The following is a 19,864-nucleotide window of genomic DNA, read 5'->3' on the forward strand; positions in this document are numbered from 1 at the left end:
TCATGCAAACCCTCCATGCTGTCACACTGGTCATTCCCGACTACGACGAGGCGATTGAGTTCTATTGCGGCACGCTCGGCTGGCAACTGGCCGAAGACGTCGATTTGGGGCGTAAGCGCTGGGTCAGGATCCTGCCACCAGGTGCCAGTGATGGCAGCCTCATTCTGGCGCGCGCAGATAGCCAGCAACAGCAGGCCGTTATCGGTGATCAGTTTGGCGGTCGCGTCGGACTGTTCTTGCGTACTGACGACTTTGCCCGAGATCACGCCGCGATGCTTGCCGCAGGTGTGATATTCGAGGAAGAGCCCCGCCATGAAGCCTACGGCAGTGTCGCTGTCTGGCGCGACCCTTTCGGCAACCGCTGGGATCTGCTTCAGCTTACCTGAGCAATTGCGCGCCCCTCCTCTGGCCTGAAATACCCCGGGGTGAATGCGCCCCTGGCGCAGAGGGGCAGCGTCCCTGCACCGCGCCCTTTGGCATGAAAAAAGGGCCCTCCGTCTGGAGGGCCCTTTGATGTGACGATTGAGGCAGGATCAGTTTGGCATCAGCGCCGGAACAATGGTCACAATCGAAGGGAACATCCACAGGATGCCCAGACCCACCACCTGGATCAGCACAAATGGCAGGATCCCGCGGTAGATATGGCCGGTGGTGACCTCCTTTGGAGCGACCCCGCGCAGATAAAAGAGCGCAAATCCGAAGGGGGGCGTCAGGAACGAGGTCTGCAGGTTCACCGCCACCATGATGGTCACCCATTTCGGATCGAAAGACCCGCCATAGATCACCGGTCCCACGATCGGGATCACAATGTAGATGATCTCGAGGAAGTCGAGCACGAAGCCCAAGATGAACAGCACCACCATCACAATGAGGAAAACCTTCAGTTCGCTGTCAAAGCTCTTGAGGAACTGCTGGATATAATGCTCCCCGCCAAAGGAGATCACCACCAGGTTCAGGAGCTGCGAGCCGATCAGGATGGTGAACACCATCGAGGTCACCTTTGCGGTTTCGCGCACCACAGGTGTCAGGACGCCACCCTTGAACAGCACCCAGCAGCCGTAGATCAGGCCAAACAGCGCAAAGAGATAGGCCCCGTATGCCACGCCAAAGGCGATGACCGTTTCGGCGGATACGCCGCCCTGACCATTGATGCGCAGGTCAAAGTTCACCCCGACCAGGATGCAGATCGCCACCGAAAAGGTCGCCCAGATGATGATCTTGCCGGATTTGCCCTGGTCCTGAAGCTTGCGGTAGGCCGCCAGCATGATGGCGCCACCGGCGCCCAAAGCCGCAGCTGGCGTCGGGTTGGTGATACCGCCCAGAATGGAGCCAAGCACGGCCACAATCAGAACCAGTGGCGGGAAGACAACCCGGATCAGATCATTTTTTGCACTGCGTCCCGCAGCGATTCTGCACCCGTAGAGGGCCAGAAGCGTCGGCAGCGCGATCAACAGAACCGTGACACCTGGGCTGGTGGTCGGAGAAATCGCCACAACATCCACCAGCGCGATCAGCAGAACACCAATTGCGCCAAGGATCAGCGGCTTGGGATCGGCCGAAGGTGAAACACCACGACCGACAGCCAGAACCAGCCCCATCAGCACCATCAGCACGGTCAGGCCAGTGCCGATTGGCGCCGCTGCGTCAATTTTGGCGATCTTAGCAGCGACAAGCTCTTCCTCTGTGAGCTTGGTAGCTTCGGTCACGCCGCCCGCCGCATCAATGGCCTCCTGTTCGACCACTGCTGCATCCCAGGCTTCCTGACCATGCAGATCAATCATCGCGGCCTTACAGTCATCACCAACGTTGGTGCGCAGTGCTGCGGTCTGACCTGCGTCGGAGAAGGCAGAGACATTGACGTTCTGGCTGCCGATCAGATTGATCTGGCCAAGCAGCATAGCACCCGCAATCAACGCAACCGGCACGCCAAGGAACCAGGTCAGGCCTTCGCCCCGGGTGATCGGCTCACCGGTGCCGCCTTCCAGAACCACCGCAGGGGCTTTTTCCGGGTTCAGCAGCGCATAGCCAAACGCATACAGCGCATAGAGCAACGCCAGCATGATGCCCGGCAACAGGGCTGCCTGAAACAGGGTGCCGACCGACACTACCGCAGGCTCCCCAAGATAGGTCAGCGCATCAGAGCAGCCAAACTCCTGCGCGCGGGCTTCCTGCGCGGTGGAGTAGAGATCCCCCGCCAGCGTGCCCAAGAGAACGATCACGATGGACGGCGGAATGATCTGGCCAAGTGTGCCAGAGGCCGCAATCACACCAGTCGCCAGTTCCGGCGAATAGTTGTTGCGCAACATGGTTGGCAGCGCCAGCAGGCCCATGGTCACAACAGTTGCGCCCACGATCCCTGTTGAGGCAGCGAGGAAAGCGCCCACAACGACAATCGACACCGCCAGACCGCCGGGCAGCGGGCCAAAGACGCGCGCCATGGTGGTCAGAAGGTCGTTGGCGATCTTGGAACGTTCCAGTGTGATGCCCATCAGAACAAACATGAGAACCGCCAGCAGGGTCTCAATCGACGCCCCCGCCAGAACCCGTTCGTTCATCCGGTTCACAATGAAGGAGACGTTGCGGTCCATCGCAACTTCCCAGCCTTGCGGGAAGACGGCCTCGGCGACGCGTGGCAGATCGGGGTATCGGAAGACCGACACAGAATCCGGCTTCACGCCGGAATTCACCAGATCCCGATAGACCTGCGACGAGGTTTCGATGGCCTGGTGAACAAGGATCCCGGCGCTGTCCAGCGCCGCAATGATCCCAAAGGAGATGACCCCGGCTCCGCCGATGGCAAAGGCCACCGGAAAGCCGGAAAGAATACCGCCAAAGAGGCAGAAGAAGACAATGATCAGGCCGATTTCAACGCCATCAAGTCCGAATAGCATGGGGGCTGTCCCTTATTTAATGCGCGCCTTCATAGGCTTCTTCACCTTCACCAAGGCTGTCCTTGTCGAGGTGTTTGTTCTCACTGCCGGGCCCTTCCACGAACTCAAGGAAGGAGCGGTAGAAAAACGCGATGGCATGCAGGAAGACGATACCGGCGAAGACCACCAGCAGGATCTTGAACAGGAAATACCCGTTGAACCCATTGGGGCTGAAGCCGATGGTTTCCACGTTCCAGCGCAAGGCCCGTGATTTCATCACCAGCCGGTCCAGAGTGTCAGAGGCGGAGGGTTTGGGCACAATCAGGTGGCGCCACAGGAAGAACCAGCCATACATCCACGTCAGCACCGCGGCAGGCATCATGAAGATCAGCGATCCCAGCATGTCCACCACCCGCTTGGCGCGGAAGCTGATACCGGAATAGATCAGATCGACCCGCACATGGCCGCCCTGCACAAACGTGTAGGTCACGCAAAGACAGACGACCAAAGCATTGTAAAGCTTCAGTTCTTCTGCAAACCAGCTGATGTCTTTTTCCAGCGCGATGCCCAGACCAAAGCTCATGTCCGGGCGTGCAAACACCCGTTGCATGAACACGATCACGATCTGCTGCAGCACCATCAGCAGGCCTGCCCAGGCAAACAGACGCCCCAGCGTGTTGGCAAAGCCCTCCAGTCCGCGCACGACACCCCACATAATGGAATGGCGATAGATGCCGACAGCCGTCAGCACCAGAAACGCGGTGAACACCACAAAGAAGAGCTCAACCGACCCGCCATAGTAGACAAACCGCATGACGGAGGCCTTGTCGGACCAATCGAGCCAGAGCTGCGGGTTGGCGACGGCATAGCCGAAATTATAAAAGGCGCCCGCAATGTTCTGAACCAGCCAGATCAGGCCGCCCAGTAAGGCTCCAAAAAAGGAAACGCCACTTTCGTCCTGCATTTTTCCCTCGAATAAATGCGTGCAGCGCGGGCCGTTTGATTGTCATCTTTGGGATAAAATCAGGCGCGCACGGATCGTAGGACCCGATGGGCATAGATGGCCGCGGCCTTCCCTGCCGGCTGCAATTGCGAAAGGATCCCCCGCCGTTGCGGAGGATCCGATTGAAACCGCTCGAAGAGGGTTAGCCCAGAACGCGGTCGCGCTGTGCGCGATAGGCGCCTTCCGACTTGGTAATCCAGCCGGAAGAGGCCTTCATGGACTCTTCGACGCTGCCGCGGATTTTCGCAAACAGCTCGTCACCCATGAATTCGTCCAGAGTTTCCTTGGAGGCTTGGCCGAAGGCATCCCAGACGCTGTCCGGGAATTCCAGGGTTTTGACGCCGCCGGACTGCAGACGCTGCAGCGCTGCACCGTTGTTGTTCATGAACTGCGCCAGGCTCCACTGGTGGCCAGCTGCTGCCGCCATCTCAATGATCTTCTGATGTGCCGGTGACAGGCTGTCAAAGACGTCGCGGTTGGTTGCAACCGAGAGTGCGGCACCGGGCTCATGGAAGCCAGAAGTGTAGTAGGTCTTGGTGATTTCCTGGAAACCGGCCTTTTCATCCGCCCAGGGGCCAATCCACTCAGTGCCGTCAATCGCGCCGGAAGACAGGGCCTGATACACTTCGGAACCAGGGATGTTCTGGACGGAGGCGCCCAGTTTACCCAACGCCTTGCCACCCAGGCCCGGCATCCGGAACTTCAGACCGTTAAAGTCTTCGGGGCCGTTGATTTCCTTAGAGAACCAGCCGCCGGCCTGCGGGCCGGTGTTGCCACCGATGAAGGATTTCAGACCAAAGATCTGACCCAGCTCATCATGAAGCGCCATGCCTTCGCCGTGGTAATACCAGTTCACCAATTCCTGCGGCGTCATGCCGAACGGGGCTGCAGTGAAATACTGATAGCCCGGGTGCTGGCCGGTAAAATAGTAGTCTGCACCGTGGTACATATCGGCCTGACCTGCGGTCACGGCGTCAAAGACTTCAAAGGCGCCAACCAGTTCACCAGCCGCTTTTAGGTCGACGGTCAGGTTGCCATCGGACATGGCGGTAATGCTGTCGGCCACGAACTGTGCGGAATCATGAACGCCTGCAAGGCCACGGCCCCAGGTGGTGACCATGGTCAGGGTGCGTTTACCCTGTGCATAGGCTGGTGCGGCCAGAGTGGTTGCTGCGGCGGCGCTGCCCCCCAGCGCGGATGTCTTCAAAAAGGAACGACGATCCATAGGTTTCTCCTCCCATTTAATTGGATTGCTCCGGGTCTGCGCCCGAAACAGGTCTTGTCGAGTGGGGCAAGCCTAGCCGCACCCTGCGTCATGTGAATACCTACTACTGCGTAGAAAGCTGCAATTTGGCCAAATTTTTTGGCCAAATTCCGGGCAGGCTGTGACAGCAGCATGGGGCACGTCAGACATTCGTGCGGTGACCGCACCAATGGGGGCTTTGATTCTCAAATCGGATTGCGTAACGATTCGACCATGCGTCTGATCCCCGATTTCCTGCGACCGAACTACGCCCAGAAACTCTCTCTGCTGGCCACCTTACCGCTGATTGTCGCCGGGGCGGCCATTGCGGTTCTTGTTGCCGTGCAGTCACGCGCATTGGCCGAACGGGAGATCAAGGCACTGGAACAGCAGCTGTTGCAGGCAAAGAAGGCTGAGCTGCGCAACTATGTGACCCAAGCACGGAATGGATTCTCGCATATCTACGGGCTGGCCGCCCCGGACGATGAGCCCGCAAAGGAACAGGTGACCCAGATCCTCAGCGCGATGATCTATGATCGGGACGGGTTCTTCTTTGTCTATGACTACGACGGCACCAATCTGGTCAGCCCGCGCCAGACGGAGTTTATCAACAAGAATTGGCGCGGTCTGACTGACAGTCGCGGTACGCCCGTGGTGGATGAATTCATCCGCCTCGCCCGTCAGGGGGCCGGCTGGCACACATTTATGTGGGAAAAACCCTCCACCGGCGAAGAGGCGCAGATGGTGGCCTATGTGCTGGGTCTGCAAGACTGGCGATGGGCGATCGGGACCGGGGTGTTTATTGACGATGTTCTGGCCTCCGTCGCGGCCTCCCGCGCCGAGGTAGAGACCCGCATTCGTCGCACCTTCTATTATATCGGGGGGATCACCCTCTTTGCGCTGGGTCTGGTCTTTGCCTCTGGCATGGTCCTGAACATCCGCGAGCGCCGGTTGGCCGACGCCAAGCTGAAAGAATTGACCCAGCGGGTTTTTGACGCGCAGGAAGAAGAGCGCGGCCGCGTCGCGCGTGAGTTGCACGACGGGATCAGCCAGCTGCTGGTCGGGGTGCGTTACGCTCTGGACAATGCCCGCAGGCGGCTGTCACGCGGCGATTTCGACCACGTTGATGATCCCTTGAACAAGGGCATCTCACATCTGGGCACCGCCATCACCGAGGTCCGCCGCATCAGCCGCGACCTGCGCCCTGGGGTGCTGGATGATCTGGGTCTGGGACCGGCGCTGAAGGCGCTGACCGATGACTTTGCCGCCCGCACCGGCATTGAGACCCGGTTCAGTACCGTGGTGTTTCGCAACCGTCTGGACGCGGATGCCAAGATCGCGCTTTATCGTATTGCGCAGGAGGCGCTGACCAATATCGAACGCCACGCCGAGGCCACCGAGGTCACCATGGATCTGCGCGGTCATGCCCGTGGCGCCACCATGCGGATCACCGATAATGGTCGCGGCCTGCCACCAGTGCAGGACCGCGGTGGCCCGGGGATCGGGCTGCGCAACATGCAGGAACGGATCGAACAGCTTGACGGCACCCTCAGGATTTTGTCATCACGGGGCACGCAAAGCGGCACGGTGATTGAGGTGCTCTTGCCGCTGAGCCATCTTCTGCCGCCCGGAGACGCGGCCAATGCGACCTCCAAACGGGTGTCCTGAGCCAAACTGCGCCCTGCCCGATCTGTCATCACAGCATAGGGCCACAGGAACCGCGCAAGCCACATGAGGGGCGATCATGCCAAACACCATTCGCGTTCTGATCGTCGACGATCATCCAATGGTCGCCGAGGGCATCCAGTCCATCCTCGAAAGCTATGACGACATCGAAGTTGTGGGCATTCCCAGCAATGGCGAAGAGGCCGTGACCGAGGCGCGTGCACTGACACCGGATGTGATCCTGATGGATCTCAACATGCCCAAACTCGGCGGGTTGAGTGCGACGGAAATCATCCTCGAACAAAACCCTGCCACCCGCATTCTCATCCTGTCGATGCACGACAGCCCGGAATATATCTCCAGCGCGCTGGCTCATGGCGCCATGGGCTATGTGCTGAAAGATGTCCCGACCGAAGAGATCCGTCAGGCCATCGACACCGTGATGCGCGGCGAGACCTATCTCTGCACCGGTGCCGAAGGCTCCCTGAAGCCCAAGGATGATCCCAACCGCGAGGCGCTCACAGGGCGCGAGCAGACCATCCTTCTGGAGCTGGCACAGGGCAAATCCAACAAGGATGTGGCGCTGGCGTTGGATATCTCCGTGCGCACCGTGGAAACCCACCGCAAGAATATCAAACGCAAACTGGGCATATCCTCGACTGCGGGGCTCACCCGCTATGCGTTGGAACATGGCGTGTTACAGGGCACCGGTCACAGTTTCTGACCCGCCCGCCGGGATTGTCGGATACTGAGCTGTCGCAACGCTGCGATGCAGCAGCAATACCGGTAAATTAGGTCCAGAGCCGGACATATCGGTGGAGAAAAAGGCGGGCCACCCTCCGATACACGCGGGCTGACCTACCCTAAACTGGGAAATCAGGACCGAAATGGCACGATTCACTCCACCCAAAGCCGCAATAATGTCGCTGTGCACCGATCTGACGCAATAAAATGTCCCAAACCGGGGTGTTTTCGGTTCATTTCCCTGTTGACGCCCCCTGCCCCCGGTCCTAAGGTCCGCATTAACGCTAGAGGAGCCAAGACGATGAAAATCCTAGTCGTAGTCGTAGGAACCACGCGCATGGGCCGGTAACGGTACACCATAATCGAACCCATGCGCCTCCGACCAGAAATCGGGGGCTTTTTTTATGCGAAACAGAACGATGCCGCCAATTGGAGCTAAAGCAGATGAAACGTGAGATGACCGGCGCAAAAATGGTTGTTCAGGCCCTGAAGGATCAGGGGGTGGACACGGTCTTTGGCTATCCCGGCGGTGCTGTTCTGCCGATTTATGACGAAATCTTTTTACAGAATGATATCCGGCACATTCTGGTGCGCCACGAACAGGGCGCCGTGCACGCCGCCGAGGGCTATGCCCGCTCCACCGGCAAACCCGGCGTTGTTCTGGTGACCTCCGGCCCCGGTGCCACCAATGCGGTGACCGGCCTCACGGATGCCTTGCTCGATTCCATTCCGCTGGTGGTTCTGACCGGTCAGGTGCCGACCTTTATGATTGGCTCGGATGCCTTTCAGGAGGCCGACACCGTGGGCATCACCCGCCCCTGCACGAAACATAACTGGCTGGTGAAGGACACCGAGAAGCTGGCAGGCACGCTGCATGAGGCCTTTCATGTGGCCACGGCCGGGCGCCCCGGCCCGGTGTTGATCGACATTCCGAAGGATGTGCAGTTTGCCACCGGCACCTATCAGGGCCCCAAACCTGCCGCGTCGCATTACCAGCCGCCCGTAAAAGGCGATTTGGAGGCCATCACCGAGCTGGTCGCAGCGATGGAAACCGCCAAACGCCCGGTGTTCTACACCGGCGGTGGTGTGATCAACTCCGGCCCCGGTGCCAGCCAGCTGCTGCGGGAACTCGCCGAGGCAACGGGCATTCCGGTGACCTCCACCCTGATGGGGCTTGGCGCCTATCCGGCCTCCGGCAAGAACTGGCTGGGAATGCTGGGCATGCACGGGTTGTATGAGGCCAATATGGCGATGCACGACTGCGATCTGATGATCAATATCGGCGCGCGCTTTGATGACCGCATCACCGGCCGCCTCGATGCCTTCAGCCCGAATTCAACCAAGGCGCATATCGATATCGATCCCTCGTCGATCAACAAGGTGATCCGCGTGGACATCCCGATTGTTGGCGACATCGGCCATGTATTGGAAGACGTGCTGAAAGTTTGGAAAAGCCGCGGCCGCAAGGTCGACAGCGCCGCGATTGCGCAATGGCAGGAGCAGATCAGTGAGTGGCGCGATATCCGCTGCCTCGCCTACACCACGTCTGAAAGCACCATCAAACCGCAATATGCGCTTGAGCGGCTTGAGGCCCTCACAAAGGATCGCAACCGTTACATCACCACCGAAGTGGGCCAGCACCAGATGTGGGCGGCGCAATACCTCGGCTTTGAAGATCCCAACCGCTGGATGACCTCCGGTGGCCTTGGCACCATGGGTTACGGCACCCCCGCCTCTCTCGGGGTGCAGGTCGCGCACCCGGATGCGCTGGTGATCAACGTCGCGGGCGAGGCGTCCTGGCTGATGAACATGCAGGAAATGGGCACCGCCGTGCAATACCGCCTGCCGGTGAAACAGTTCATCCTCAACAATGAGCGGCTCGGCATGGTGCGCCAGTGGCAGGAACTGCTGCATGGCGAGCGCTACAGCCATTCCTGGTCCGAAGCGCTGCCCGATTTCGTGAAACTCGCCGAAGCTTTCGGAGCCAAAGGCATCATCTGCAAGGACCCCAAGGACCTGGACGACGCGATCATGGAAATGCTCGACTACGACGGCCCGGTGATCTTTGACTGTCTGGTGGAGAAGCACGAAAACTGCTTCCCGATGATCCCTTCGGGCAAGGCACATAACGAGATGCTGCTGGGCGAGGCCGAAACCCAAGGCGTCATCCAATCCGGCGGCGCGGTGCTGGTTTAACCCAGGTTACGAACAGATTCTGCGGGGCGTCATCGCCCTGCCCCGGAATTTAGGAAAGGGACGTAAATGTCTGCCCTACACATCAAAAAAGGCTCCACCAGCCACTCCGCCTATAACCTGCGTCCGAATTTCTCGGATGTTCAGGAACGCCACACCATCACCATTCTGGTGGAAAACGAACCCGGCGTTCTGGCCCGCGTGATTGGCCTGTTCTCCGGTCGTGGCTACAATATCGACAGTCTCACCGTGGCCGAGGTTGATCACACAGGCCATCTGTCGCGCATCACCATCGTCACCACCGGGACCCCGCAGGTGATTGAGCAGATCAAGGCGCAGCTGGGGCGGATCGTCCCCGTGCATGAGGTCACGGACCTCACCGTGGAAGGCCCCTTCGTGGAACGGGAACTGGCCATTGTGAAAGTGGTTGGAGAAGGCGACAAACGCGTCGAGGCCATGCGCCTGGCGGAGATTTTCCGCGCCAAGGTTGTGGATACCACGCTGAACAGTTTCATTTTCGAACTGACCGGCGCGCCAGACAAAATTGACGCCTTTGCAGAAATGATGCGGCCCTTGGGGCTGACCAAAATCGCCCGCACCGGCGTTGCGGCGCTGCTGCGCGGCAACTGATCAGATCCGGAAGAACACCCAAAGGGGGCGGCGTCCGCGCGGCCCCTTTTTGCTGGGCAAACTGAGGGTCGAACGGCAATTGCTCTAGGTGCAGCCAATGCCCGCAAAATGCTGCACACCCCTTCGGGCGACGCTGTCAGCCGCTACGCCGTTTTGCTTGCGCACGGGCCTCTCTGGCTTTTTTGTCCGGAAAAGAGATCACTGTCGCCCCGGCCAGATAGGGATCGAACGAATCGCAGAGACCGTCGAGGGCAGACTCGCAGGCCCGCACCTCTCCCCCGACAGGGTTAGGGTATAGCGGATCCTGGCGCGCATCTTCCCAAGACATGACCGTCGCGGTTGAGCGACTCTGTGGCGGTACTTGGTTGGCCTCATGCTCCGCCCGGACCAGTTTCGCGGCGAGTTCAGGGCTCTGGCTCTCCTTGATAATCCGCAAATCGCAGGCCAGCCGTAAAGCACCTTTCGTCTCAACCTGAAATGCGACGCAATCTCCCTTGCTGAGCACAATGGGTTCATCAGAGGAAGCCCAACGATAATAGACCAGATCACCGTGATCTTCACACCAGATCACAGCCTGCCGCAGGTCATGGTCGGTCCAGAGAACGACACCAATCATATCATACCTCACATTGGCCCCAACCCATTCTGAGATAAATCAGGCTTTAGGAACACCAAGAACATCTGGAAATTTCTGTACGAATTTGTGTCCGCTTTATGCAGAATTGATGCTATGTAGCATCAAAATAGCGGTTATTATCTACAACTGTGATATGTCTTCCCGTGGGTAACCGCAAGATCTGGTATTGAAGCCATTTGCAAACATAGAGGAGATACACGTGAGCCAGCCCGACCGTTCCCCTGCCGAGCTGCGCAATATGTTTGGTGCTAACCTTCGACAGCTGGCCAAGGACTACCCCTCGATTTCTGAGCTTTCGCGGCAACTGGGGATAAATCGCACACAATTTAATCGCTACCTGACCGGAGAGAGCTTTCCGCGGCCCGATGTCCTGGACAGGATCTGCAATTTCTTCGACGTGGATGCCCGCATCCTGCTGGACCCGGTCGCGCAGCTCTCCTGTAAGGGGCAGATCCTTCAGGGACCATTTCTGAACGATTTTCTGGGCCCCGGCGTCACCAATATGACTGAAGCATTCTTCCCGTCCGGTCTTTATCAGTTTCTGCGCCGCAGCTTCGTGCGGACGGATCGCTATATTCTGGGGCTGGTGCGGGTGTTTCGCAGCGAAGGGGTCACCTACATCCGCGGTTATGAAGCAAAATCCGCTATGCGCTATCAGGGGTTGCCAGCCGATGCGAAATCCCGCGAATTTCGTGGCTATGCCTCGGCCTATGACGACGGCGTCGCCTTTACGCTGGCGCGGCGCGGCGGGCGCACCTCATCCTTCAACTATTTGGCCAATGTACCCGCGATGGAGGCCAATGTCTGGGCCGGCTATGTCGCCCGTACCAGTCGCGAAAGCGAGACCGCCGACCGCGCCACGCGTATGGTTTATGAATACCTGGGGCAGAACCACAGGGCCATCCTGCGCGCCGCGCGGCGGGCCGGATTTGTGGAGCAACACGAACTCAGCCCCTTTCAACAGCGATTGCTGGGAGTGGGTACGCGGTTCAGATAGCGGGCGCGGAGGCCCGTTTCAGGCCCGTGCCGCGATCAGCCGGTAGACATGCCAACTGGCGTGGCCCAGCAGCGGCAGCACCAGCAGCAAACCCAGAAATCCCGGGATCATCGCCACAAATGTCGCCGCAGCGATGCCAGCCGCCCAGAGGATCATCAGTACAAAATTGCTCTGCACATAGGAAAAACTGGTGATCATGGCGGTGACAAAATCCACCTCCCGGTCCAGCAATAGCGGCAGCGACAGCACCGTAATCATATAAAGGAGCAGCGCAAAAATCGCACCAACCGCGCTACCAACCGCCAGCATAGTCACCCCGTTTGCGGTCAGGAAGACCTCAGGCGAGCTGGAGATATTGGTCATCGTGGAATGCCCCAGAAACAGAGCAAAAATCATGTGACCAAGGAAGAACCAGAACAGAAATACGATAATGATAATGGCGCAGATCGACGGCAGCTGACGGCGACTTTGCTGCCAGACCACCCCCAATATGGCACCAAATCCCAGCGCCTCCCCCTGCTCCAGCCGATGCGACACCTCATAGAGGCCCACCGCCGCAAAAGGGCCGATTAACGGAAACCCGATCGCCGCCAGCACCAACCAGAAGGTGGTGCCGGTTGCCACGGTGATCCAGGCCATGATCCACCCCGCCAGCACATAGATGCTGGCAAAAAACAACCCGTAGCCCGGTTTGGCGCGAAAATCACCCCAGCCGTGCTGCAACGCCTGTCCCAGCGTCGCCAGCGTCATCGGCTGCAAATCGGGCACACCAAAGACTTTTTCTTCCATCCCAAATCTCCTGATGCAGCTGTTCAGCGGGCGGCAGTTGTTGATGGTGTTGGCGTTGGGCGACGTTCTGGCCAACGGGTTGCGAAGTGATACTGCTGTCCCAACGCCAGCAAATCCCGGTCACGCCCATGGGCTGCGAAGATCTGAAGCCCCATCGGCAGACCGGTCGGCCCGATCCCAGCAGGGGCTGCCAGACAGGGCACCCCGACAAGGCTGACCGGTGTCACCACCTCCATCCAGCGATGGTAGCTGTCCAGTGCGATCCCTCCGATCTCCTGCGGGTATTCGAGCGCAATATCGAACGGCCAGCATTGAGCAGTCGGCAGGACCAGCGCATCATACTGCGAGAACAGCTGTGCGACGACCCGCTGCCAGTCCGAACGCAGATCCGACGCCGCTTGGATCTCCTGTCCAGTCAGGGCCAGACCACGCTCAAGCTCCCATTGGGCGCTCTCTTTCAGTTGCTGCATCTGCCCGGCAAAAACCCGAAGACCCGCAGCCACTGCGAATGAGCGCAGCGTGGTCCAGCTTTGCCAGATCTGTCCCGCAGCGAATGGCGGCGCCAAAGTCTCAACCTGATGACCCAGCGTACTCAGAACCTTCAGCGCCGTCTCGCAGGTCTCCAGAACGCCCGGTTCCATCGGATAGGCCCCGCCCCAATCCGCCAGCCAGCCAATCCGCATCGGCCGCACCTCTGGTAAGGGCGAGACACGGTGCCCTGCCCCGGCTGTGGCCGCGAGCAGCTGGCGCGGATCCGGCCCTGACATCACATCCAGCAGCAGCGCCAGATCCTCAGGGTTGCGCGCCATCGGACCGTTGGTCGACAGCGGATGCAGAAACAGATCGCCGCGCGGCTCCCCCGGCACCCGCCCCCAACTGGGCCGGAAGCCGTAGACATTGCACCACCCCGCCGGATTGCGCAGGGAGCCCATCATGTCGGAGCCATCGGCCAGCGCCACCATCCCGGTCGCCAGCGCCGCCGCCGCGCCACCCGATGACCCGCCGCAGCTGCGGCTACGGTCATAGGGGTTCGCCGTGGCCCCGTAGACCGGGTTGTACGTATGCGAGCCAAGACCGAATTCCGGAGTATTGGTCTTACCGATGATCAAAGCACCTGCTGCCCGCAGCCGCGCCACCATCAGGTCATCCTGTTGTGGGACAAAATCCGCCAGCAGAGGCGAGCCTTGGGTGGAGCGCACGCCCGCGACATTGGCCAGATCCTTGATCGCCATGGGCAGCCCATGCAGCGGCCCCCGCGTCGTCGATCTGTCCGCCGCCGCAGCCTCTGCCAGCAGCTCCTCGCGGTCCCGCAGCGCGACAATGGCGTTGACGCCAGGATTTATCGCATCGATGCGTGCCAGCGTCTCCGTCATCAGCGCAACAGCGGTGCGCCGACCGGCAGAGAGGTCCTGCAGGATCTCGCGGGCGCTGGGTGTGGTCTCACTCATCGAAAGGCGCTCCTGGATGGCCGTTAGCCGCAGCCTAGCTGGGCCAAAACACAAAGAAAACCCGCTTGCCGGGGCAAACGGGTTTCTGTGAATTCAAAAGGTCAGTCTGGCGCGCGCAAATCCGCGTCAGCGCGGTGATGCTATCAGTCGCCCTGGGCTTCCGAGCGGCTCTTGCCCGCCACATTCAGCGCCAGTGTGGCCGCCATGAAGCCATCGAGATCGCCATCCAGCACACCCTTGGTATCCGAGGTCTCGTGACTGGTGCGCAGGTCTTTCACCATCTGATAGGGCTGCAGCACATAAGACCGGATCTGGTTGCCCCAACCGGCATCGCCCTTTGCCTCATGGGCGGCGTTGATATCCGCATTCCGGCGGTCCAGTTCCAGTTGATACAGTCGCGATTTCAGCGCCTTCATCGCGATGTCACGGTTCTGGTGCTGCGACTTCTCGGAGGAGGTCACCACAATCCCGGTGGGTTCATGGGTGATCCGCACGGCCGAGTCCGTGGTGTTGACGTGCTGGCCGCCCGCGCCCGACGAACGATAGGTATCGATCCGGATATCCGAGGGGTTCACCTCGATTTCGATATTGTCATCCACCACCGGGTAGACCCAGACAGAGCTGAACGAGGTATGGCGCTTCGCTGCCGAGTCATAAGGCGAAATCCGCACCAGACGATGTACACCACTTTCGGACTTCAGCCAGCCATAGGCGTTGTGGCCGGAAATTTTGTAGGCTGCGGATTTGATACCCGCCTCTTCGCCCGCGCTTTCGGACTGCAGTTCGACCTTGTAGCCTTTCTTTTCGGCCCAGCGGACATACATCCGCGCCAGCATTGAGGCCCAGTCGCAGCTCTCTGTGCCGCCTGCCCCTGCGTTGATTTCCAGGAAGGTGTCGTTGCTGTCAGCCTCACCATCCAGAAGCGCTTCCAGCTCCTTCTCGGCGGCTTTTTCTTTCAGCGCTTTGAGGGCTTCCTCGGCGTCGGAAATGACCTCCGCATCCTCTTCCATCTCTCCCAGTTCGATCAGCTCCATATTGTCGCTGAGATCCTGTTTGATGGATTTATAGGTGTCGATCGCGTCCACCAGCATCTGCCGGTCGCGCATCAGGGCCTGCGCCGCGTCGGCGTCATCCCACAGGTTGGGATCCTCAACGCGGGCGTTGAACTCTTCCAGGCGGAACTCGGCGGTTTCCCAATCCAGACGCTGCGCCAAAAGCTCCAGCGACTTTTCGATATCGGCCACGATGTTCTGAGTTTCGGCGCGCATGGCAATCCCTTGAAATCACGTATCAGGCCTGCGTGATAAACCACCCGCGCCTTGCGGGCAAGCCGGGGCAGCAGGCAGCGGCGCGATTGGCGCAGCCCCTCACCGCACAGCATAAAACGGGCGGGGTCATGATATCCACGCCCCGCCCCTCAGATAGGATCGCCCAACTCTGGCAGCGTCAGTAAAGCCCGCCGGAACTGATGGTGCCAAAGGTGGCCTTTGGTCCCAGAACAGCGGTGCCGCCATCCGACGTTGTCACGCGACGCGCCGACTGCGCGGCTTCCTCAAACAGTGGCAGGTTTGATCCCATCGCAAAGCCACCATCAAACGCCAGACCAAAGATCGGCTCGGCGCCATCGCGGAAATACTCTGCCACCACATTGCCACCCGAGGCCGCATCGGCAAGGCGCGCGCCGGTATAGCGGTCGATCTTGATGAAATGACCGCCCTCGGGAACGGCGAATTTACCACCACCATATTTGGCTGTCGCCTTCTGCATGAACTGCTGGAACACCGGGCCACACATGGTGCCGCCATAGGCGCCGCGTCCCATTGGGCGCGGCTGGTCAAAGCCCATGTAGCAACCGGCCACGATGTTGGAGGTAAAGCCCACAAACCACACATCGCGCGAGTCGTTGGTGGTCCCGGTTTTGCCTGCAGTGGGCACTGGCAGATTGATCACGCTGGAGGCGGTGCCGCGATCCACCACGCCACGCATCATCGACGTGAGCTGATACGCCGTGATCGGATCCATGACCTGTTCGCGGTTGTCCACGATCCGGGGCGCCTGTCCCGCCGCCAGCGCAGGCGAGGCACAATCAACGCAGTCGCGGTCATCATGGCGATAGATGGTTTCCCCCCGGCGGTCCTGAATCCGGTCCACCAGCGTCGGCTGCACCCGTTCACCGCCATTGGCAAACATCGCATAGGCCGCCACCATCTTATAAAGCGTGGTTTCCTCCGCCCCGAGTGAGTTGGCCAGGAAGGCCCCCATGTTGTCATAGACACCAAAGCGTTCGGCATAGCCCGCAACCACTTCCATGCCGACTTCCTGCGCCAGACGAATGGTCATCAGGTTTCGGCTCATCTCGATCCCGGTGCGCAGCGGCGTCGGGCCATAGAATTTATTGGTGGAGTTCTTCGGACGCCACAGCCCCTGCGGGGTGTTGATCTCAATCGGTGCGTCCACAACGATGGTTGCCGGGCTATAGCCGCTGTCCAGCGCTGCCGCATAGACAAAGGGTTTGAAGCTGGAGCCGGGCTGACGCTGCGCCTGTGTGGCGCGGTTGAACACCGAATGCTGATAGGAGAAGCCACCCTGCATGGCCAGAACCCGGCCGGTGTTCACATCCATCGCTACAAAGCCGCCCTGAACCTCAGGCACCTGACGCAGAGACCAGTGTTGCAGCGCGCCGTCTGTCTCCACCGCGCGGACCAGCACCACGTCACCAACGGAGATGTTGTCCTTGAAACTGCCCTTCATCCATTTGATGTCCGAGCGCGGGACCGATCCGATCTCGGCCACATCTTCAATCCCCACGCGCAGGCTCTGGTCGCCGACCTCCAGCGCCACTGCGGGGCGCCATTTGCCCCCCAGATCAATGTCACGCGGCACAGAGGCGTCGCGCAACGCCGCACGCCAGCTTTCCTCCGAGGCCAGCGCCTCTGCATCAAGGGTCACGCCGGTGCCGCGCCAGTTCCCGCGCGACCGGTCGTATTTCTGAAGACCGGCACGCAGCGCTGCGGCGGCTTCTGTCTGCATTTCCTCGTCGATGGTGGCGCGCACGGTAAATCCGCCGGTGAAGAATTCACCTTCGCCAAAATCCTCGGACAGCTGGCGGCGGATCTCATCGGTGAAATAGTCCCGCGGCGGCAGAGCGGTGCGGAAACTGTCAAAATCGCCATTCTGGACCGAGCGCAGCGGCTGATCGACCTCAACCTTGTAAACCGCTTCGGAGATATAGCCGTTTTCGCGCATCTCCCGCAGCACGTAGTTGCGCCGCGCCAGCAGGCGCTCGCGTTGCGACACCGGGTGATATTTCGACGGCGCCTTCGGCATGGAGGCCAGCGTCGCAGCCTCATGCGGGGCCAATTCGCTCAGTGTTTTGTTGAAATAAGTCTGCGCCGCCGCCGTCACACCATAGGAATTCTGGCCCAGGAAAATCTCATTGAGGTACAGCTCCAGAATATCTTCCTTGCTCAGCGTATCCTCAAGGCGCGAGGCCAGAATCAATTCCTTGACCTTACGCTCTGCCTTGCGGTCGCCGGAGAGAAGGAAGTTCTTCATCACCTGCTGGGTGATGGTGGAGGCGCCGCGCACATTTTCACCGCGCGACCGCACCGCCTCAACCGCCGCGGCGGCGATGCCGCGCATGTCATAGCCCTTGTGGCTGTAGAAGTTCTTGTCCTCAGCCGAAATGAAGGCCTGCTTCACCAGATCGGGAATTTCTTCCGACGGGGTGAACAGGCGGCGCTCCTGGGCAAATTCGTCGATCAGTTGCCCCTCACCGGAGTAGATCCGGCTGATGGTAGGCGGCTGATACTGCGCCAGGGATTCGTGGCTGGGCAGATCCCGGCCATAGATCCAGAACACCGCACCAATGGTCAGGGCAATCATTGCGATGCCCAGCGTGATGGTGCTGAAGATGGAACCAAAGAACGATAGAATAAATCTGACCACTGTAGAGCCTTTCTCGCGCAGTGCCGCCTATATAGGTGCAGCGGCGCGTGGGGTCAAAACGGGAAACGGCATATTGATGCCGCCGACCCGGAGAAAACAGGGGGAAAGCGCGACAGGCTGTCCCCGGATACCAAACCTCACATCCGCCTCATTGGTTCCGCTCTCACGCAACCGACCGATATCAACAGACGGTGTAACCAGTGAAAATGACCAACCAGTGGAGGTTATTGACGCACCAGCGGTCGGGTCTCCTCATCCGCAATACGCCAAGACAACAGCCCGTTCAGAATGCCCCGCGCCGTGCGCTCGCGCCAGTCCGGGTCCATCAGATTGGCAAGATCACGGGGGCTGGACAGAAAACCAACTTCAACCAGAGCCGATGGGATATCGGCTGATTTTAGCACAGAAAACCCCGCTTCGCGCAGCGGTCGGCGATTCATTGCCCCGCCTTGGCTCTTCAGCCCCGTCACCAACGCCCGCGCCAGCGCCTGACTGCGGGGATGGGTCTCTACCCGTGCCAGATCCAGCAGCACATCAGTCACCCGATCATCAGCCTTGCTCAGATCGGTGCCCGCCAGCAGATCGCCCCGTTCCTGCCGCTCGACCAGCGTCGCCGAGGCCGCATCGGAGGCATCGTCAGAAAGCGTATAAACCGTGGTGCCGTGGGCGCGCCCCTCTGACAGGCTGTCAGCATGCAGGGACAGAAACAGATCCGCCTTGGCCTGATGTGCCAGCGCAATCCGCCGCTCAAGCGAGACAAAATAGTCATCATCCCGCGTCAGCTGCACATTGAACTGCCCTGAGCGGACCAGCATCTCCCCCAGCTCGATGGCGAATTGCAGCATCAGATCCTTTTCTTGCACCAGCCCCCCCTGAAGGAAGGCCTCCGCCCCCGGATCAATACCGCCATGCCCCGGATCGATCACGATCAACAGGGGGGCCAGCGAATCCTTGGCTTCGCGCGCGATCATCGGGGTGGGCGCAGGCAGATCCCAACGGGCATCGCGCGGCGCGCCGGTTGTGGCGGCAAATTCCTCGGCCGTGGTCTCGCGCAAGGCCACCGAAAGTTGGGCCGCTGCCGTCACCGGATCAATATCCATCGCCGCTGTCTCAATCTGCATCGGCCGCGCCAGTGCCAGCACCAGCCGCGACCACCCCGGCACATAGGTTCCGAATTGCGCCGCTGTGATGCCATCTTCGGTGACGAGTGCCTGCTCGCCCAGACCGCTCCAATCGACCTCCTGAAAATCCAGCACCACACGCGGCGGCGCATCCAGCGTGAACAACCGATATGGCACGCCCTGGCTAAGCCCCAGGGTAATATCCGTCCCGGAGCGGCGGTCCTCCGCCCGGGTCTCCTGCGGCTCAATCCGCGCAAGGCCGCTGAACCCCTGTGCCGCCGGTGAGATCACCTCTGGCGCCGACGTATTGGTCGCTACGGACGTGTCCTGCGCCGCCAGCGGTGCCGCTATGAAGAGCGGCAGCAGCGCTGCGAGGGCCATTGTTGTTCTACTCATGGCTAATGTTCTGCCCATTATGCTGTACTGCCCGGATCCTGTTCTGCACGCCCCCCTTACGCCCGGTCCTGAGCATGGGAAGAGGATGCGCCGCCTAGGCTGCGCAGATATTTTGCCCACAGACTAGGCCATTGCGGGACCGAATGGCCAGCCTCATCCTGTCGCCCCGCCTGCCAGATG

General features: G+C 60.1%; 15 protein-coding genes. 6 read left to right on the forward strand and 9 right to left on the reverse strand.

The features are described 5' to 3' along the window. The first annotated feature begins 2 nt into the window (after positions 1 to 2). A complete protein-coding gene (locus phaeop14_RS09105; protein WP_096789343.1) occupies positions 3 to 386 on the forward strand; it encodes a VOC family protein in 384 nt (127 codons plus the stop codon). Between the two features lie 147 nt (positions 387 to 533). Here phaeop14_RS09105 and phaeop14_RS09110 read toward each other — a convergent pair whose 3' ends face one another. The 3 genes from phaeop14_RS09110 to phaeop14_RS09120 all read right to left on the reverse strand — a co-directional run bounded on the left by phaeop14_RS09110 (position 534) and on the right by phaeop14_RS09120 (position 5,098). Beyond that, complete coding sequence (locus phaeop14_RS09110) at positions 534 to 2,891, reverse strand: TRAP transporter large permease (RefSeq protein ID WP_096789344.1); 2,358 nt, start codon at positions 2,889 to 2,891, stop codon at positions 534 to 536. Between the two features lie 16 nt (positions 2,892 to 2,907). Beyond that, on the reverse strand, positions 2,908 to 3,834 hold the full coding sequence (locus phaeop14_RS09115) for a TRAP transporter small permease subunit (protein WP_040180763.1): 927 nt from the start codon (positions 3,832 to 3,834) through the stop codon (positions 2,908 to 2,910). 181 nt (positions 3,835 to 4,015) lie between these two features. Then, the gene (locus phaeop14_RS09120) at positions 4,016 to 5,098 is read right to left on the reverse strand and encodes a TRAP transporter substrate-binding protein (protein ID WP_040180764.1); all 1,083 of its coding nucleotides are present in this window, start codon (positions 5,096 to 5,098) and stop codon (positions 4,016 to 4,018) included. Between the two features lie 252 nt (positions 5,099 to 5,350). On the opposite strand from phaeop14_RS09120, the gene phaeop14_RS09125 reads away from it, so the two are divergent. From phaeop14_RS09125 to ilvN, 4 genes are all read left to right on the forward strand, one after another. Beyond that, the gene (locus phaeop14_RS09125; protein ID WP_040180765.1) at positions 5,351 to 6,784 is read left to right on the forward strand and encodes a cache domain-containing protein; all 1,434 of its coding nucleotides are present in this window, start codon (positions 5,351 to 5,353) and stop codon (positions 6,782 to 6,784) included. Positions 6,785 to 6,860: 76 nt separating this feature from the next. Beyond that, complete coding sequence (locus phaeop14_RS09130) at positions 6,861 to 7,505, forward strand: response regulator transcription factor (RefSeq protein WP_040170611.1); 645 nt, start codon at positions 6,861 to 6,863, stop codon at positions 7,503 to 7,505. 464 nt (positions 7,506 to 7,969) lie between these two features. Then, positions 7,970 to 9,721, forward strand: coding sequence for an acetolactate synthase 3 large subunit (locus phaeop14_RS09135; RefSeq protein ID WP_096789345.1), 1,752 nt, complete (start codon positions 7,970 to 7,972; stop codon positions 9,719 to 9,721). Positions 9,722 to 9,787: 66 nt separating this feature from the next. Next, positions 9,788 to 10,348 (forward strand): acetolactate synthase small subunit, encoded by a 561-nt coding sequence (ilvN, locus tag phaeop14_RS09140; protein WP_040170609.1) that lies wholly within the window; start codon positions 9,788 to 9,790, stop codon positions 10,346 to 10,348. A gap of 136 nt (positions 10,349 to 10,484) precedes the next feature. On the opposite strand, the gene phaeop14_RS09145 is transcribed toward ilvN, so the two are convergent. Continuing rightward, a complete protein-coding gene (locus tag phaeop14_RS09145; RefSeq protein WP_096789346.1) occupies positions 10,485 to 10,964 on the reverse strand; it encodes a hypothetical protein in 480 nt (159 codons plus the stop codon). Between the two features lie 259 nt (positions 10,965 to 11,223). Between phaeop14_RS09145 and phaeop14_RS09150 the strand changes: the two genes are divergently transcribed. After that, positions 11,224 to 11,982, forward strand: coding sequence for a helix-turn-helix domain-containing protein (locus phaeop14_RS09150; RefSeq protein WP_040170886.1), 759 nt, complete (start codon positions 11,224 to 11,226; stop codon positions 11,980 to 11,982). An 18-nt stretch (positions 11,983 to 12,000) separates the two neighbouring features. Here the strand turns inward: phaeop14_RS09150 and phaeop14_RS09155 are convergent, their stop codons facing one another. From phaeop14_RS09155 to phaeop14_RS09175, 5 genes are all read right to left on the reverse strand, one after another. Then, positions 12,001 to 12,771: a DUF2189 domain-containing protein gene (locus tag phaeop14_RS09155; RefSeq protein WP_096789347.1), complete on the reverse strand. Its 771-nt coding sequence runs from the start codon at positions 12,769 to 12,771 to the stop codon at positions 12,001 to 12,003. A 23-nt stretch (positions 12,772 to 12,794) separates the two neighbouring features. Beyond that, positions 12,795 to 14,219 carry an amidase gene (locus tag phaeop14_RS09160; RefSeq protein ID WP_096789348.1) on the reverse strand — a complete coding sequence of 475 codons (1,425 nt, stop codon included), beginning with the start codon at positions 14,217 to 14,219 and terminating at the stop codon, positions 12,795 to 12,797. Positions 14,220 to 14,362: 143 nt separating this feature from the next. Then, positions 14,363 to 15,487, reverse strand: coding sequence for a peptide chain release factor 2 (prfB, locus tag phaeop14_RS09165; protein WP_040170603.1), 1,125 nt, complete (start codon positions 15,485 to 15,487; stop codon positions 14,363 to 14,365). 178 nt (positions 15,488 to 15,665) lie between these two features. Beyond that, a complete protein-coding gene (locus phaeop14_RS09170; protein WP_096789349.1) occupies positions 15,666 to 18,167 on the reverse strand; it encodes a penicillin-binding protein 1A in 2,502 nt (833 codons plus the stop codon). A gap of 224 nt (positions 18,168 to 18,391) precedes the next feature. Continuing rightward, positions 18,392 to 19,702 carry an N-acetylmuramoyl-L-alanine amidase gene (locus phaeop14_RS09175; protein ID WP_096789350.1) on the reverse strand — a complete coding sequence of 437 codons (1,311 nt, stop codon included), beginning with the start codon at positions 19,700 to 19,702 and terminating at the stop codon, positions 18,392 to 18,394. Between the last annotated feature and the right edge of the window lie 162 nt (positions 19,703 to 19,864).

The sequence above is a fragment of the Phaeobacter piscinae genome (assembly GCF_002407245.1).
Taxonomy (GTDB): Bacteria; Pseudomonadota; Alphaproteobacteria; order Rhodobacterales; family Rhodobacteraceae; genus Phaeobacter; species Phaeobacter piscinae.